Source organism: Brucella sp. JSBI001, from assembly GCF_026014005.1.
GTDB classification, from domain to species: Bacteria; Pseudomonadota; Alphaproteobacteria; order Rhizobiales; family Rhizobiaceae; genus Brucella; species Brucella anthropi.
In genome coordinates this window covers 3,364,388-3,380,462 of sequence record NZ_CP110339.1, presented here as the reverse complement: position 1 = coordinate 3,380,462, position 16,075 = coordinate 3,364,388, and the positions used below count along the sequence as shown (strand labels likewise).

Genomic DNA, 16,075 nt, shown 5'->3' with positions numbered 1-16,075 from the left:
ATGTCAGGCGAAGCGGGGGGATCGTCCGAGGGACGAGTTTCGTTCGATGGACTGGCCATCATGCTGGTCATGTTCATCATGTTCAGCTGGGGGCTCAATCAGGTTGCCATCAAGATCGGCAATCGAGGGTTCAATCCCATGCTGATGGCAGCGGGGCGTGCTGCGCTCGGTGGCTTGTGCGTTTTTCTCTGGTGTTACTGGCGCCGTATTCCGCTTTTCAAGCGTGATGGCACGCTCTGGGCCGGAATTGCCGCCGGGCTGTTGTTCGGAAGCGAATTCGTCCTGATTTTTCTGGCGATGGAGCTGACGAGCGTTGGGCGCGTCACACTCATGATGAACGTCATGCCGTTCTGGGTCGCGATTGGCAGTCATTTCCTTCTCGGCGAGCGGATGTCTGTCCGGGCCTTCGTTGGCATGTGTATCGCCTTTCTGGGTGTGTTTCTCGTCTTCTCCGATCATGTCAGCCGACCGGGGCCGTACGCCATCTATGGCGATATGCTTGCGCTGGTGTCAGGTGTGCTGTGGGGACTTACCACGCTGGTTATCAAGCGAACCCGGCTTGCCTATACGGCTCCAGAAAAGACGCTTCTCTACCAGCTGGTGGTCGCGACACTGGTGCCGCTGCCATTCATCGCGTTGAGCGGCCCATTGCTTCGTAGCCCGGATGCCTTGTCCATATCGGCGTTTCTCTTTCAGGCGATATTCGTGGTGGCATTCACCTATCCGCTCTGGTTCTGGATGGTGCGCCGTTATCCGGCATCGAAACTTTCTAATTTCGCCTTTCTCACGCCCGCTTTCGGCGTTTTATTGAGCGGTCTGATCCTGAATGAGCCTCTGAGCTGGAAAATATTCGCGGCTCTTGCGCTGATTGGTTGCGGACTGATGATTATCAACAAGCCGGCAAAGGTCACCAACGCCCGATGAAACTGGTCCTTTTCGATTGCGACGGTACGCTGGTCGACAGCGGTGACTTCATTCACAGATGCATGGCTACGAGCTTCGCAGATGCCGGTCTGGAACCTCCCGGAATCGAGGAAACGCATTCGATCATCGGCCTGTCGCTGCATCTGGCTATTGCTAAGATTCTGGATCGCGAGCCGGATGAGCAGGTGCATTGGTTGACGCAACGCTACAAGGAAAACTTTGTGATGTTGCGACAGGCGCCCGATTTCACGGAGCCGCTCTACGATGGAATTATGCCGCTTCTGACGGAGCTCGGGGCGAGGGACGATCTTCTGCTTGGCATAGTGACCGGAAAATCCCAGCGCGGCGTCCGCTCTGTTTTCGAACGTCATGGCATCGGGCATCATTTCGTGGTGACGCGTACTGCTGACGATTGCCCGTCGAAACCGCACCCGGCCATGGTGCTTGAATCCTGTGCGGAAATGGGGATAGAACCCAGCCAGACAATTGTTATCGGTGATGCTGTTTATGATATGCAGATGGCACGCGCGGCGGCGGCTATGGCGGTGGGCGTCTCCTGGGGGTATCATAACCGACAGGGACTGATTGAATCTGGCGCCCATCACATTCTGGACACGCCATCTGAACTCCATGCATTGCTGCAAGGTATGGACGAACAGGTTCTCTAGTTGTTGAGCCTTCCACCAAGTCAGCGACACTGAACTGGACAAATCTATGCGTGATATTTTGAGTGATCTTGAGGCAGGAAAGCAGCTTTCGGACGAAAACCCGATCGTGCGGGCACAAAAGCAGATGCTGGCGCAACTGCCTAAACGCTTCTACGAAAAGGCAGAAGTGGCGGAAGTTGAAGGCGGCTTTGCCGTCCATCTGGATGGTCGCCCTGTCAAGACGCCGGCTCGCAATCTGCTGCTGTTGCCGACCAAGGCGGCGGCCCAGATTGTAGCGGATGAATTCACCGCTCAGGAAAAGGTTATCGACCCAGGGAAAATGCCTGCGACCCGTCTCGTCAACACAGCGATTGACGGGATTGCGCAGGATCCACAGGCAGTTTTTGAGGACATTTTGCGTTTCGCGGGCACGGATATGCTTTGCTATCGCGCCGATAGTCCGCAGGAACTCGTTTCCCGGCAGACCGAGCAATGGGATCCGCTGATCGATTGGATGGAAGGCCTTGGCGCACGTTTTTCACTTGCCGAAGGTGTGATGCACGTTGAACAGCCTCGGGAAGCCATCGCGGCATTCGGTGTTCATCTGGCTGGTTTCAAAGACCCAATCGCGCTGGCATCACTGCATACAATGACGACGCTGACCGGGTCAGCGATTATTGCACTTGCTATCGCAAAGGGTGAAATAACAGCAGAGCAAGGCTGGAATCTGGCTCATATTGATGAGGACTGGACTATCGAGCATTGGGGTTCGGACGCGGAAGCCATAGAGCGGCGAGAAAACCGCGAAATTGAAATGATGATGGCGGCGCGCGTGCTCAAAGCACTTTAAATATCAGACTTATCGCATTGATCTAATAAAGAAACCCCGGCAATGCCGGGGTTTCTTTTGCGCGCGCAATCATCAAGTGTTGTGCGTCGTTCCCCTCGGTAAGAGCAAAAGAAATGGCGCGAACGCATTAACGCCCGCGCAGCTTTCTTAAACCGAGTAGTACATGTCGTACTCGACCGGATGCGGCGTCGTTTCATAACGCATCACTTCGGCCATCTTGAGTTCGATGAAGCTGTCGATCTGATCGTCATCGAACACGCCGCCAGCCTTGAGGAATTCACGATCCTTATCGAGCGACTGCAGTGCTTCACGCAGCGAACCGCAGACGGTCGGAATCTTCTTCAGTTCCTTGGCAGGCAGATCGTAAAGATCCTTGTCCATGGCCTGACCGGGATGAATCTTGTTCTTGATGCCGTCAAGACCAGCCATGAGCAGGGCAGCAAAGCACAGATACGGGTTTGCCGCCGGATCAGGGAAACGAACTTCCAGACGCTTGGACTTCGGCGAATTGCCGAATGGAATACGGCACGAAGCCGAACGGTTGCGAGCCGAGTAGGCAAGCAGAACCGGGGCTTCGTAACCCGGAACCAGACGCTTGTAAGAGTTGGTCGACGGGTTGGTGAAGGCATTCACGGCCTTGGCGTGCTTGATGACGCCACCGATGAAGTAAAGGCAGTTTTCCGACAGGCCGGCATATTCGTTACCAGCGAAGGTTGGCTTGCCTTCTTTCCAGATCGAGAAATGGACGTGCATGCCCGAACCGTTGTCACCGAAGATCGGCTTCGGCATGAAGGTTGCGGTCTTGCCATAGGCATTGGCAACCTGATGCACGACATACTTGTAGATCTGCATCTTGTCGGCGTTGCGGACCAGCGTATCGAATTTCACGCCGAGTTCGTGCTGTGCGGAAGCAACCTCATGGTGATGCTTTTCAACCGTGACACCCATTTCGGTGAGGACGGTCAGCATTTCCGAGCGCATGTCCTGCGCGCTGTCGATCGGCGGTACCGGGAAATAGCCGCCCTTGACGCGCGGACGGTGGCCGAGATTGCCTGTTTCATATTCGGTATCGTCGTTCGACGGCAGTTCGGTCGAGTCGAGCTTGAAACCGGTATTGTACGGGTCAGCCTTGTACTTCACGTCGTCGAAGACGAAGAATTCAGCTTCCGGACCGACATAGACCGTGTCGCCGATACCGAGCGACTTCATGTAGGCTTCCGCCTTCTTTGCAGTCGTGCGCGGATCGCGGCCATAGGCTTCACCCGAGATCGGGTCAAGAATGTCACAAAGGATGACCAGCGTGGATTGAGCGAAGAACGGGTCGATATGGGCCGTCGTCGGATCCGGCATCAGAACCATGTCGGATTCATTGATGGCTTTCCAACCGGCGATGGAAGAGCCGTCGAACATCACGCCGTCGACAAACATTTCTTCGTCGACGAGGCCGATATCCATCGTAACGTGCTGCAGTTTGCCCTTCGGGTCGGTGAAGCGAAGGTCGACGAACTTGATGTCGTTGTCTTTGATTTGTTTGAGAATATCGTTGGCAGTCGTCATTTTAATTCCCTGTTTGCACGACGATGGATTGTACGCAGGTATTATCAGATTGCATCCACGCCGGATTCACCGGTGCGGATACGGATAACTTCTTCGATGTTGGAGACGAAAATCTTGCCGTCGCCGATGCGTCCCGTCTGGGCAGCCTTGCGGATGGCTTCGATGGCGCTGTCCACGGTTTCGTCTGCGACGATGACTTCAACTTTCACCTTGGGAAGAAAGTCGACGACATATTCGGCGCCGCGGTAAAGCTCGGTATGACCTTTCTGTCGTCCGAAGCCCTTGGCTTCGATGACAGTGATCCCCTGTAAGCCGACTTCCTGAAGGGCTTCCTTCACTTCATCCAGCTTGAAGGGCTTAATGATGGCTTCGATCTTTTTCATCAGAGAATGGTCTCCGCTCTTCTACGGAAATGGACATTGTGCCCGTTTCACCAATAGAGAAGCATGAAGTGTGCCAGTTTGAAGTCTGTATAAATAATTTCTTCGATTTCGTTCATCCGCAGGCAGAGTGGCACTATTCATGACGCTTGTGCAAGCGGGACTCTGCTGACGGGTATGAAATAGGCACTATCATTCTGGTTTATCTGTCTAAAAATTAGTCATTGTGCATCAAAAGAGGGCAAGCTTGCATAAAGTCCGGTGCCGCGTATTTAATCACAATGAGACCCCGTATTGAGAAGGTACGCGATGTACGAGTTGCTGACCCCGCAGGAAATGGCAGAAGCGGATCGCCAGACGATCGAGACTGGTATCAAGGATGGTTTCTCACTGATGCTTGCTGCAGGCCGAGCCGTCGCAGAGGTTGCACAGCGGATGTTTCCTCGCAATGCTCCAGTTGCTGTTCTGTGCGGGCCTGGCAACAATGGTGGCGACGGTTACATCGCCGCGCAGTTTCTGCTGGAAGCGGGTTTGGAAGTTGTGTGCTTCGCATCCGCTCCCCCGAGGAAAGGCTCCGATGCCATGCGTGCGTCGTTGTTCTATAAGGGGCCTGTCTCGAACTTCGGTGAATTTTCGGTCGCGAGTTTCGGTGGCGTAATCGATGCATTATTCGGCGCTGGCCTCGCTCGCGATGTTCACGGAGCTGAAGCCATCGCGATTGATGCTGTGAACACTTCTGATGTGCCGGTTGTGGCGGTTGATTTACCTAGTGGCATATCCGGTGAAAGCGGCCATATCCTCGGAACGGCGATCCGTGCACGAGCAACAGTTACGTTCTTTCGCAAGAAACCCGGCCATTTGCTACAACCGGGAAGGGCGCATTGCGGTGTACTTCATGCGGCCGATATCGGCATTCCCGATCACATGCTCGCGGCGATCGTACCGCATGCATTCGAGAATGCTCCAGACCTTTGGGCAAGCGCCCTGCCAGTATCTGGCGTTGAGGCCCATAAGTATAGTCGCGGCCATGCAGCCGTGTTTTCCGGTGGCGCTCATTCGACAGGTGCCGCACGCTTATCAGCCCTCGCTGCGGCCCGTAGTGGAGCGGGTGCGGTAACACTTCTGTCTCCACCCGATGCTATGACGGTCAATGCCACGCATTTGACCAGTATCATGATCCGTGAAACCCGTGGTTTGAGGGATGTTCGACAGTTCTTTGCCGAACGTAAGGTCGCAGCAGCGGTACTCGGTCCGGGCTATGGAAATCCCGCGTTCGCGCGTGAGCACGCCCTGTTTCTCGCAAGCGGTGAGGCTGAGGGGTTTCATGGTTTGGTTCTTGATGCCGACGGGATTACGGCCTTTGAGCAGAATCCAGCTGAGCTTTTCGATAAGCGACAGGGCATAAAGACTGCTCTTGTGCTTACACCACATGAGGGAGAGTTCCGGCGGCTTTTTCCAGATATAGCAAAGAGTTCGACATCAAAGATCGAAAAGGCTCGCGAGGCTGCAAGGCGTGCTAACGCAGTCCTTATATATAAAGGTCCCGATACCGTGATCGCAGAACCGGGTGGTCTGGCAGTGGTCAATGCCAATGGAACCCCGCTGCTCGCCACTGCAGGATCAGGCGATGTCTTGACGGGAATTGTGTGCGGCCTGCTTGCTCAAAGGATGCCCGCATTTGCAGCGGCCTGTGCTTCCGTGTGGATGCATGCGGACGCCGCGCGACGCTTTGGCCATGGACTTATTGCGGAAGATTTGCCTGCTCAGATACCTGCTGTCCTGTCGGCATTGGTGCGATCCTCTCGCAATTAACGACCGGACGTCCGGCTGTTCTTGGTGCCGACATCAATCGTGATGCTTCCAGAGACCGAAACGTCAGTATTGCCAACACGAAAATTTTTCCAGTTACCGCTTGGTGCCTGTTCCGGTTCGGGAGCAGGCGGCGGGGCGGTCACAATGGGTTTTTGAGCCTGAACGCCGGGCAGTCCCGGCGATCCGTCGTTCGCAGACGCTGTTGATACCGTGGCTAAGAAAACAAAGCCAAATATAAGAAAACGCTGCGTAATCATTTACCATTCTCCCTTTATACGGGATCGGTGACCGCATCGATGAGCTGTTCGGCCATTTCGAGAGTGAACTCGTCAAAATGCGAAATCACACGGCTTGGATCGTAATGCTGCACGGGAAGATCGGTATACCCAAAGTCGACGGCAACAACGGGGATGCCTGCAGCTTTTGCGGTGTCGATGTCGGTTCGGCTATCCCCGACCATGATTGCCCGTTCACGATTGCCACCAGCCCGTACAATGGTCTCGGTGAGATGGCGCGGATCAGGCTTGCGATAAGCAAATGTATCGGCTCCGCAGATTGCAGCAAATCGTTCGGCTTCACCCATGGAAGTCAGGAGTTTTACCGACAAGGCCTCAAATTTGTTCGTGCAAACTGCCAACTCGTAGCCACTTGCCGAGAAGCGGTCCATTGCTTCCACAACGCCTGGGAAAAAGGTTGAATGTCCCGGCATGTGATCCGCATAATGTTCGCGGAACTCTTCCACGAGGTTGTCGAGCAGTGCTTCGTCAGCCTGTTTCTTCTGCGCAGCGAAAGCACGCTCGATCATGACGCGCCCGCCTTGCCCTACGAATCTGCGTAACGATTCACGATCTGCTGTTTTCAGGCCCGATATAGCGAGGCAGTGATTGAGACTGTCGAGAAGGTCTGGTGCTGTGTCGACAAGGGTTCCGTCGAGATCGAAAACGATGATGGGCTTGGGGTTGGCAGCAGACATTAGCTTCTCGTGTGTGAAATGGGGAATAAGGAAGTCCTATCTGATTGTCGACTTCGGCTCAACCTCGCGATCGGGATGCGCTCTAAAAACCGAAATTCTGCGTCATAGTTCGAATAGGCGCTTTGTTGTGCCGCGTCCGCATGCTAGAGGCGAACCGGACCACAATGAGAATCCGCAGGGGAATATCGGGAATTCAAGTATGGACGAAGCTCGCAAGCTGAAAATCGCAGCCGCCGCAGAAGCGCTCACGCACGTCAAGGACGGAATGCGTCTGGGGATTGGTACTGGTTCGACAGCCGAGGAATTCGTGCGCCTGCTTGCCGACAAGGTAAGCAACGGCTTCAAGATCATTGGAGTGCCTACTTCCGAACGCACCGCAAAACTTTGCGAGGAACTCGGGGTTCCGCTTACGACGCTCGATGAAACGCCTCATCTCGATCTTACCGTGGATGGTGCCGATGAAGTCGATACCAACCTTTCGCTCATCAAGGGCGGCGGTGGAGCGCTTCTTCGTGAAAAGATCGTGGCTGCGGCATCTGACGCAATGATCGTTATTGCCGACAGCTCAAAGGTAGTTGAGGCGCTTGGGCGTTTTCCACTGCCTATAGAAGTCAATCGCTTCGGTCTCGGTGCTACCATGCACGCGATTGAAGAGGCAGCTGCGAAGTGTGGTCTTGCAGGCCCACTGGCACTGCGTTTAAAAGATGGCTCACCCTTCGTAACAGATGGTGGGCATTATATCGTGGATGCATCTTTTGGCCGCATTCCCGATCCAAAGACACTATCTGACGCTCTCTTCGCAATTCCAGGCGTTGTCGAGCACGGACTTTTCATCGGACTGGCGCGTGCGGCAGTGGTTGCCGGCAACGACGGCATCCGCACCATGAACCGGTCTTGAACTGATTGAACGGAGTACTGACCTTATGATCCCGGCAACTGGCTTTCGCCGTCTGATTGCACCGTTTTCCGCGCTCGTACTGATGTCGGGCATTCATGCAGCTTCGGCACAGGAAATCACTGAAGCTCATCTGGAAGCTGCCCGTGCCGCTATTTCTGCGATTAGTGCTACTGAGCAGTTCGACGAAATTCTGCCGAACGCAGCGCGCTCCCTCAAGGGTGAACTGATCCAGAAAGATCCGAATCTGGAAGCCCTGATCACGAAGACTGTCGATGACAAGGCTCTCGCTCTTGCTTCCCGCCGTGCTGATCTCGAAACCGAATCCGCTCGCGCCTATGCAAAAGCATTTTCCGAAGACGAACTCAAAGCCATAGCAGCATTCTATACGTCGCCTGCAGGCAAGAAGCTTCTGTCCGAAGGCCCGATTGTGACGCGTGAAGTCGTGAAAGCAGCAAATATCTGGCAGAATGGCATCGCTCGTGATCTGGCGACCGGCGTAGCTGAGGTTCTGGCGGCACAGGCTGGCGCTGCTGCAGCTCCGGCACAGCCTGCGCAGCAGTAATTTTTGCGGTAACGAGGAATTTGGAAGCCCGGTCCCTTGGCCGGGCTTTTTCTTTTGCTTACATAACAGCCAACCTAATGTTTACTGGAGAATCCCATGACCGGCTTCGACTATGATCTTTTTGTTATCGGCGGTGGTTCTGGCGGTGTTCGGGCAGCGCGTCTCGCTGGGGCCATGGGCAAAAAGGTCGGTCTTGCAGAAGAATATCGCATGGGCGGAACCTGCGTTATTCGTGGCTGCGTACCGAAGAAACTCTTCGTCTATGCTTCGCAGTTTCCTGAGCATTTCGAGGATGCAGCCGGCTATGGTTGGGATGTCGGCACATCGACGTTTGACTGGAAAAAGCTGATCGATGCCAAGGACAAAGAAATTGCCCGGCTTGAAGGGCTCTACACCAAGGGCCTCCAGAATTCCGATGTCGAAATTTTTGCCAGCCGCGCCGAATTGATCGATGAACATACTGTCGAGCTGAAGGCAGACGGTCGTCGCGTTACTGCAGACCAGATATTGATTGCGACCGGCGGTCATCCGAGCATGCCCGAATCCATGCACGGACATGAATATTGCATCAGCTCCAACGAAGCGTTTCATCTCGCTGAGCTGCCGAAAGCGATTGCCATTGCGGGTGGCGGATATATCGCTGTTGAGTTCGCGAACATATTCCACGGCCTTGGCGTCGAAACGACACTCGTGTATCGAGGCAAGGAAATCCTCTCCCGTTTCGACCCGGACTTGCGCCATCTTTTGCATGAAACCATGGAAGCAAAAGGTATCCGTATCATTTGCGAAGCGGTTTTCGAGAAAATCGAGAAGCAGTCCGACGGTAATCTGAAAATCGTGTTGAACAATGGCGATACATTGGAAGTCGGTCAGGCAATGATGGCGATCGGGCGCAAGGCCAACACGACGGGTCTTGGGCTAGAGAGAGCTGGCGTCAAGATGGATGAGCTTGGCGCAATTCCGGTCGATGATTATTCGCGTACCAATGTCGCGAATATCTGGGCCGTCGGTGATGTTACGAACCGCGTCCAGCTGACGCCGGTGGCAATTCACGAAGCCATGTGCTTTCTCGAAACGGCGTTCAAGGACAATCCGACGAAGCCCGACCATGAATTGATTGCGACGGCGGTGTTCTCTCAGCCAGAAATTGGCACGGTCGGTTTGCCGGAAGATGAGGCTGCGAAGAAGTATCCGGAACTTGAGGTTTACCGAGCGCTGTTCCGCTCTATGAAGAACACGCTTTCCGGCCGCAATGAAAAAATGCTGATGAAGCTCATCGTTGATGCCGCGAGCCGCAGGGTGGTCGGGGCGCATATCATGGGGCCAGATGCCGGTGAAATGGCTCAGCTTCTGGGTATTTCCCTCAAGGCTGGTGCGACCAAGGATGATTTCGATCGCACGATGGCGGTTCATCCGACTGCGGCCGAAGAACTGGTCACCATGTACAAGCCGACCTATCGCGTCGTGAATGGTGAGAAAGTCGACGACTAACTCTTTCGCGACCGGTTTCTCCGGTTAACGATTATTGCTGGCATAAAGTCTCGGCCTGCATTATATCAGCGCGACCACGCAGGCCGGTTTTCCGGGGCAGACTGTCATCTTTGTCAGATGCGAGCTGTCCGTTAAGGGATTCCGGCATTCGTGTAAGGAGGATATAATCCGAGAGAAATCGAGCGGATAGAAGCAAACAGGTGCTCAAATGACGAAGAACTGGACCCCGCATTCCTGGAGAAACAAACCGATCAAGCAAGTGCCGTTTTATCCAGACGCACAGGCTCTGAACGACGTTGAGGCTCGTCTTCGCACCTATCCGCCGCTGGTTTTTGCAGGTGAAGCACGCAAGCTCAAGCAGCAACTGGCTGAAGTGGCGGAAGGCAAGGCATTTCTGCTCCAGGGCGGCGATTGTGCTGAAAGTTTTGCTGAACATGGCGCGGATAACATCCGCGACTTTTTCCGCGTCTTTCTTCAGATGGCCGTTGTACTCACATTCGGTGCGTCGAAGCCCGTCGTGAAGGTCGGTCGTATCGCCGGTCAGTTTGCCAAACCACGTTCATCGGACATGGAAACGCTGAATGGTGTGGAACTGCCGTCCTACCGTGGTGACATCATCAACGGTATCGAGTTCGACGCGGCATCGCGCATTCCGGATCCGCAGCGTCAGGACATGGCATATCGCCAGTCGGCGGCTACGCTTAACCTGCTGCGGGCATTCGCCCAGGGCGGTTACGCTAATCTGGAGAACGTTCACCAGTGGATGCTCGGCTTTGTCGGCAAGAGCCCGCAGGCAGAGCGCTATGCAGCTTTGGCGCAGCGTATTTCCGAGACCATGAACTTCATGCGTGCAATCGGGATCACGGCTGACAGCAATCATTCGCTGCGTGAAACCGATTTCTACACCAGCCATGAAGCGCTGCTTCTTGGCTTTGAAGAAGCGCTGACTCGTGTGGACTCGACGTCCGGCGATTGGTACGGCACGTCCGGCCACATGATCTGGATCGGTGATCGCACACGTCAGGCTGACCATGCGCATATCGAATACTGCCGTGGAATCAAGAATCCGCTCGGTCTCAAGTGTGGGCCGTCGCTGCAGCCGGATGATCTCATCCGCCTTATCGATCTTCTGAATCCGGAAAACGAAGCAGGGCGCCTGACGTTGATTGCGCGCTTTGGCTACGACAAGGTTGGTGATCATCTGCCGCAGCTTATCCGTGCTGTCGAGAAGGAAGGTCGCAAGGTCGTATGGTCATGCGATCCTATGCACGGCAATACGATCACTGCCGGTGGCTACAAGACGCGTCCGTTCGACCGTATCCTCAAGGAAGTGGAGTCCTTCTTCGCGATCCATCGCGCTGAAGGATCGCATCCGGGTGGTATCCATGTCGAAATGACCGGCAAGAATGTGACGGAATGCACGGGCGGCGCGCGTGCGATCTCGGCAGAAGATCTGCACGATCGTTACCACACGCATTGCGATCCACGTCTCAACGCCGATCAGGCACTGGAACTCGCGTTTTTGCTGGCCGAACTCCTCAAGAAGGAGCGCGATGCCGGTGCGGACAAACAGGTTGCGAGTGCCTGACCGGTTTCCAACATTCTAGAGCTTGCAGGGCGGAGGTTTCGATCTCCGCCCTGTTGCATTTCGGGGAAACTCACCTATTGATTGCCTTGGAGCGGCATGTGTCTGAATGGATGCATAAAGGACGCTTTATGCTTTCAGAAAATTGGCTCTGATTTTCGGGCCAAGCTGTAACCAATTTGATTGAGGGTAATGATGCAGCGCATTTTCCTGGCCTTTCTTAATTCCATGCGAGCACTGAAGTACCTCGCAGGACATGAAAAGGCCGTCCAACAGGAGCTTGTGCTGTTTCTTCTGTCTCTGCCGGTGGCTTTTTTCCTTGCGCCGACATGGCTCGCTTTCCTCTTCATGACTGGCTCGATCTTGTTTCTCATCCTCGTGGAAGTGTTGAACACTGGTATCGAGGCAACGTGTGATGCCGTCTCGCGGGATTTTCACAAGGAAATTCAGATTGCGAAGGACTGCGGTTCTCTTGCTGTTCTGATTTCCATTGTGTTCGTCGTCGCGATCTGGGGCTATATCCTCGCCAATACCTATTTGGCCTGACAAACAGAGTAGTCTGTTGATTGCATCCGTTGCATTTGCTTGCCCAAGCGCGCTAAAGCTTGGGCATGTTAGCCTCTCATGAGAATCTTGCCATGCTCCGTATTGCCGTTGCGCAGCTTAATCCCATCATGGGCGATATCGCCGGAAATCTGACCAAGGCACGCGCGGCACGCGCTGAGGCGGCCAGGATGAAGGCCGATCTCATTTTGTTTACAGAATTGTTCATCTCCGGCTATCCGCCGGAAGATCTGGTTCTGAAACCATCTTTTCTTGCTGCGTGTGAAAAGGCTGTTCGTGCGCTGGCGAGCGACACTGCCGACGGCGGACCAGGCGTCATTATCGGCACGCCGCTTAGCCGTGAAAGCGGTCTGCACAACTCTATCGCGGTTCTGGATGGCGGCGAGATCATTGCCGAACGGTTCAAGGTCGATCTGCCCAACTATGGCGAGTTTGACGAGAAGCGCGTATTTCAGGCAGGCCCAATGCCTGGGCCAGTCAATTTCCGTGGTGTTCGCATAGGGATTCCAATCTGTGAAGATATTTGGGGCGAACTCGGTGTGGCGGAAACGCTGGCTGAGAGCGGCGCAGAGATTTTGCTTGTACCGAATGGTTCGCCTTATCATCGTGCGAAGATGGACCGGCGCCATCAGGTTGTCCTGAAGCAGGTGATCGAAACCGAGTTACCGATGGTCTATGCCAATCAGGTTGGCGGACAGGATGAACTGGTTTTCGATGGTGGATCGTTTGCATTCAACACTGACCGGTCGCTCTGTCTGCAAATGCCTCAGTTTGAGGAGCAGATCACGCTGACCGTTTGGCGCAGAGAGAATGACGGCTGGCGCTGTGACGAAGGCGAAAAGGCTAATCTTCCTGAAGGGCTTGAAGCTGATTATTCCGCCTGCATGCTGGGCTTGCGGGATTATGTGAACAAGAACGGTTTCAAGGATGTGGTGCTCGGGCTTTCGGGCGGTATCGATTCGGCAATCTGCGCGGCTCTCGGCGTCGATGCATTGGGTAAGGATCGCGTGCGCTGCATCATGCTGCCTTACCGCTATACATCCGATGAATCTCTGAAAGACGCAGCCGATTGTGCAAAAGCGCTCGGTGTTCGGTACGATATTGTTCCGATCTCTGCGCCAGTTGAAGGCTTTCTTGAAGCGCTGCATCCGCTGTTTGAAGGCACCGAGAGCGGCGTTACCGAAGAAAACCTGCAAAGCCGCGCACGCGGCACCATTCTGATGGCTGTTTCAAACAAGTTCGGTTCGATGGTTGTCACCACCGGCAACAAGTCTGAAATGTCGGTAGGCTATGCGACGCTTTATGGCGACATGAATGGCGGGTTCAATCCGATCAAAGACGTCTACAAGATGCAGGTCTATGCGATGTCGGAATGGCGCAACAGTCATGTTCCGAACGGCGCACTCGGACCATCGGGTGAGGTGATCCCGCACAACATCATCTCCAAGGCGCCGTCTGCTGAACTGCGTGAAAACCAGACGGATCAGGATAGTCTGCCACCTTATCCGGTTCTGGACGATATTCTTGAATGCCTTGTCGAAAACGAAATGAGCAACACCGAGATTGCTAAACGCGGGCATCCGCTCGAAACCGTTCAACGGATCGAACATTTGCTCTATCTGGCTGAATACAAGCGCCGACAATCGGCGCCCGGTGTTAAAATTACCAAGAAGAATTTCGGACGCGATCGCCGCTACCCTATAACGAACCGCTTCCGCGACCGCTGAAAGACAATAAGATGACCGCAACCGTTCGTTTTGCTCCGTCGCCGACGGGCTATATCCATATTGGTAATACGCGCACAGCGCTTTCAAACTGGCTTTTCGCACAGAAGAATGGCGGCAAGTTCATTCTGCGCTATGACGACACCGATGTTGAACGCTCCAAAGAAGAATACGCACAGGCAATCGCAGTCGATCTTGACTGGCTCGGTGTCAAACCTGATCGCGTCGAATATCAGTCGAAGCGTTTTGATGTTTATGGCAAGGCGGTAGAGAAGCTCAAACAGGCTGGTTTGCTTTATGCTTGCTATGAAACGGCTGATGAATTGGAGCGTCGCCGCAAACTGCGCCTCGCACGTCGTCTGCCGCCGGTATATGGCCGCGAAGGTTTAAAACTCACTGAAGATGAGAAAGCTGCGTTTGAAGCTGAAGGGCGCAAGCCGCACTGGCGTTTCCTGCTGCCGAATTTCGAAGCTGATCCGTTTGATACGCAGCGCACGGAGGTTCATTGGGATGACCTTGTTCGGGGCCCGCAGACTGTCGATCTGGCCTCTATGTCCGATCCTGTGCTGGTGCGTGAAGACGGCACTTATCTTTATACCTTGCCGTCGGTGGTGGATGATATTGATCTCGGTGTCACGCACATCATTCGCGGTGACGACCACGTAACCAACACCGGTGTGCAGATTGCTATTTTCGAGGCACTGGGGGCCAAGGCTCCGGTTTTTGGGCACCACAATCTACTGACGACAATTTCGGGCGAGGGGCTTTCAAAGCGAACCGGCGCACTGTCTGTCGGATCGCTGCGCGACGCCGGGTTCGAACCGATGGCAGTGGCCTCGTTGGCGATTTTGATCGGCACCTCGGAAAATGTTTCGGCGGCACCCAATATGGAAAGTCTCGCCGGACGTTTCGATCTGGCATCCATATCGAAGTCATCGGCAAAGTTCGATCCTGCGGAACTGGACACGCTCAATCGTGCCCTGCTGCACGAGATGCCGTTTTCAGAAGCCCAGCCACGTCTGGCTGCCATGGGCATTTGCGGCGAGAAGGCTGAGCCGTTTTGGCAGGCGGTGCGAGGAAATCTCGACCGCTTCAAGGATGCGGTACATTGGTGGTCTATCGTTGACGGTGATCTGCCAGAAACGCCGGACCTATCAGAAGAGGATCGTGTTTTCCTGGAAGAGGCTTTTGCCCTTTTGCCACCAACTCCCTGGGATCATCAGACATGGAAAGTCTGGACCGAAGCAGTGAAGGCTGCAACTGGGCGCAAGGGCAAGAACCTTTTCATGCCCTTGCGACTGGCGCTTACGGGGCAGGCGCATGGGCCGGAGTTGGCTGACTTGCTGGTGTTGATTGGTCCGGAAAGAACCCTGACCCGACGACCCTGACTTTTGCGTTTGCCGTATAGGGGCGTTCCACAGGCGGTGTCGTTGCGACAGGTGCAACATAGGCTGGTGTGGTATTCGAGGTCTGCACCGTTGCAGACGACGTGTAATCCACTTTCTCTGTTTCGACAGGAGCGGGAGTTTCATAGGCAGGCAATGCAATTGAGTTGGCCATCTCGGCGCTCGGCTTGGCGATGCCTCTGGACTTCCGCTGTGGTACGTGGACAGTTTTCGACTGAGGTTTCTTAGGGGACACCACCCAGGAGGCCTTGCACAATTTGACATGTTTGGACGGAGACGGACGTCCGGCAAGCGCCATATTCAGCTCATTGACGCGTTCGCGCAAAGTCTGTGTTTCGGTTACCAGATGATCTGTTCTGGTCAGCAATTTCGTGCACTGCGCGGATTTGACAGCAGGTGTAAACAGGATCCCGACGCAACGATTCTGAGCCGAGGTCTTTCTCATCTGAGAAAGCTCTGCTTCCTTGCGATCAAGGAGTGACTGGGTGACGCGAAGTTGCTTCTTAAGCTGTATCTGCTCGGCAGGCGTGCATAATTCTGGAGGGCGTATAGTTGTACAGCCAGCCAATATTCCCGAAAATATCAAGACTACTGAGTAAGTCAGCGATCTATTAGAATTAATTGAAATAAAAGACATGATAACCTCGATAACGATGCTGGCGATATCATGTTTAAAAAATATAGTAAATTAAATACTAACGG

At 54.3% G+C, this 16,075-nt stretch carries 16 protein-coding genes; 11 read left to right on the top strand and 5 right to left on the bottom strand.

The genetic code is table 11. The features are described 5' to 3' along the window. Genes LJ361_RS15975 through LJ361_RS15965 form a run of 3 tightly spaced genes read left to right on the top strand, consistent with a single transcriptional unit; the run spans position 1 to position 2,421 of the window. Positions 1-924 (top strand): DMT family transporter, encoded by a 924-nt coding sequence (locus LJ361_RS15975; protein WP_010660031.1) that lies wholly within the window; start codon positions 1-3, stop codon positions 922-924. Continuing rightward, positions 921-1,592, top strand: a complete 672-nt coding sequence (locus LJ361_RS15970) for an HAD-IA family hydrolase (protein WP_010660032.1) — start codon at positions 921-923, stop codon at positions 1,590-1,592. Before LJ361_RS15975 ends, LJ361_RS15970 begins: the two co-directional genes overlap by 4 nt. 46 nt (positions 1,593-1,638) lie before the next feature. Next, positions 1,639-2,421 (top strand): ATP12 family chaperone protein, encoded by a 783-nt coding sequence (locus tag LJ361_RS15965; protein WP_010660033.1) that lies wholly within the window; start codon positions 1,639-1,641, stop codon positions 2,419-2,421. Positions 2,422-2,568: 147 nt separating this feature from the next. Here LJ361_RS15965 and glnA read toward each other — a convergent pair whose 3' ends face one another. Both glnA and LJ361_RS15955 read right to left on the bottom strand, forming a co-directional pair. After that, positions 2,569-3,978, bottom strand: coding sequence for a type I glutamate--ammonia ligase (gene glnA, locus LJ361_RS15960; protein ID WP_010660034.1), 1,410 nt, complete (start codon positions 3,976-3,978; stop codon positions 2,569-2,571). A gap of 44 nt (positions 3,979-4,022) precedes the next feature. Next, positions 4,023-4,361, bottom strand: coding sequence for a P-II family nitrogen regulator (locus LJ361_RS15955; protein WP_002964122.1), 339 nt, complete (start codon positions 4,359-4,361; stop codon positions 4,023-4,025). Positions 4,362-4,667: 306 nt separating this feature from the next. Between LJ361_RS15955 and LJ361_RS15950 the strand changes: the two genes are divergently transcribed. Further along, positions 4,668-6,170 carry a bifunctional ADP-dependent NAD(P)H-hydrate dehydratase/NAD(P)H-hydrate epimerase gene (locus LJ361_RS15950; protein ID WP_010660035.1) on the top strand — a complete coding sequence of 501 codons (1,503 nt, stop codon included), beginning with the start codon at positions 4,668-4,670 and terminating at the stop codon, positions 6,168-6,170. Here the strand turns inward: LJ361_RS15950 and LJ361_RS15945 are convergent. Both LJ361_RS15945 and LJ361_RS15940 read right to left on the bottom strand, forming a co-directional pair. Further along, on the bottom strand, positions 6,167-6,427 hold the full coding sequence (locus LJ361_RS15945) for a hypothetical protein (RefSeq protein WP_010660036.1): 261 nt from the start codon (positions 6,425-6,427) through the stop codon (positions 6,167-6,169). The two genes, LJ361_RS15950 and LJ361_RS15945, sit on opposite strands and share 4 nt — an antisense overlap. Before the next feature lie 14 nt (positions 6,428-6,441). Continuing rightward, complete coding sequence (locus tag LJ361_RS15940) at positions 6,442-7,143, bottom strand: HAD family hydrolase (RefSeq protein WP_010660037.1); 702 nt, start codon at positions 7,141-7,143, stop codon at positions 6,442-6,444. A 199-nt stretch (positions 7,144-7,342) separates the two neighbouring features. Between LJ361_RS15940 and rpiA the strand changes: the two genes are divergently transcribed. The 7 genes from rpiA (at position 7,343) to gltX (ending at position 15,355) form a co-directional block, all read left to right on the top strand. Beyond that, on the top strand, positions 7,343-8,041 hold the full coding sequence (rpiA, locus tag LJ361_RS15935; protein ID WP_010660038.1) for a ribose-5-phosphate isomerase RpiA: 699 nt from the start codon (positions 7,343-7,345) through the stop codon (positions 8,039-8,041). 25 nt (positions 8,042-8,066) lie between these two features. Next, entirely contained in the window at positions 8,067-8,603 is a 537-nt protein-coding gene (locus LJ361_RS15930) for a DUF2059 domain-containing protein (RefSeq protein ID WP_010660039.1), read from the top strand. Positions 8,604-8,699: 96 nt separating this feature from the next. Continuing rightward, positions 8,700-10,094, top strand: coding sequence for a glutathione-disulfide reductase (gene gor, locus LJ361_RS15925; protein WP_010660040.1), 1,395 nt, complete (start codon positions 8,700-8,702; stop codon positions 10,092-10,094). A 208-nt stretch (positions 10,095-10,302) separates the two neighbouring features. Beyond that, entirely contained in the window at positions 10,303-11,682 is a 1,380-nt protein-coding gene (locus LJ361_RS15920) for a class II 3-deoxy-7-phosphoheptulonate synthase (protein WP_010660041.1), read from the top strand. A 192-nt stretch (positions 11,683-11,874) separates the two neighbouring features. After that, on the top strand, positions 11,875-12,225 hold the full coding sequence (locus tag LJ361_RS15915; protein ID WP_010660042.1) for a diacylglycerol kinase: 351 nt from the start codon (positions 11,875-11,877) through the stop codon (positions 12,223-12,225). Between the two features lie 65 nt (positions 12,226-12,290). Beyond that, positions 12,291-13,970: an NAD+ synthase gene (locus LJ361_RS15910; RefSeq protein ID WP_010660043.1), complete on the top strand. Its 1,680-nt coding sequence runs from the start codon at positions 12,291-12,293 to the stop codon at positions 13,968-13,970. Positions 13,971-13,981: 11 nt separating this feature from the next. Next, positions 13,982-15,355, top strand: a complete 1,374-nt coding sequence (gene gltX / locus LJ361_RS15905) for a glutamate--tRNA ligase (protein WP_264811936.1) — start codon at positions 13,982-13,984, stop codon at positions 15,353-15,355. Here gltX and LJ361_RS15900 read toward each other — a convergent pair. Then, complete coding sequence (locus tag LJ361_RS15900) at positions 15,273-16,010, bottom strand: hypothetical protein (RefSeq protein ID WP_010660045.1); 738 nt, start codon at positions 16,008-16,010, stop codon at positions 15,273-15,275. The genes gltX and LJ361_RS15900 overlap by 83 nt on opposite strands. Positions 16,011-16,075: the final 65 nt, after the last annotated feature.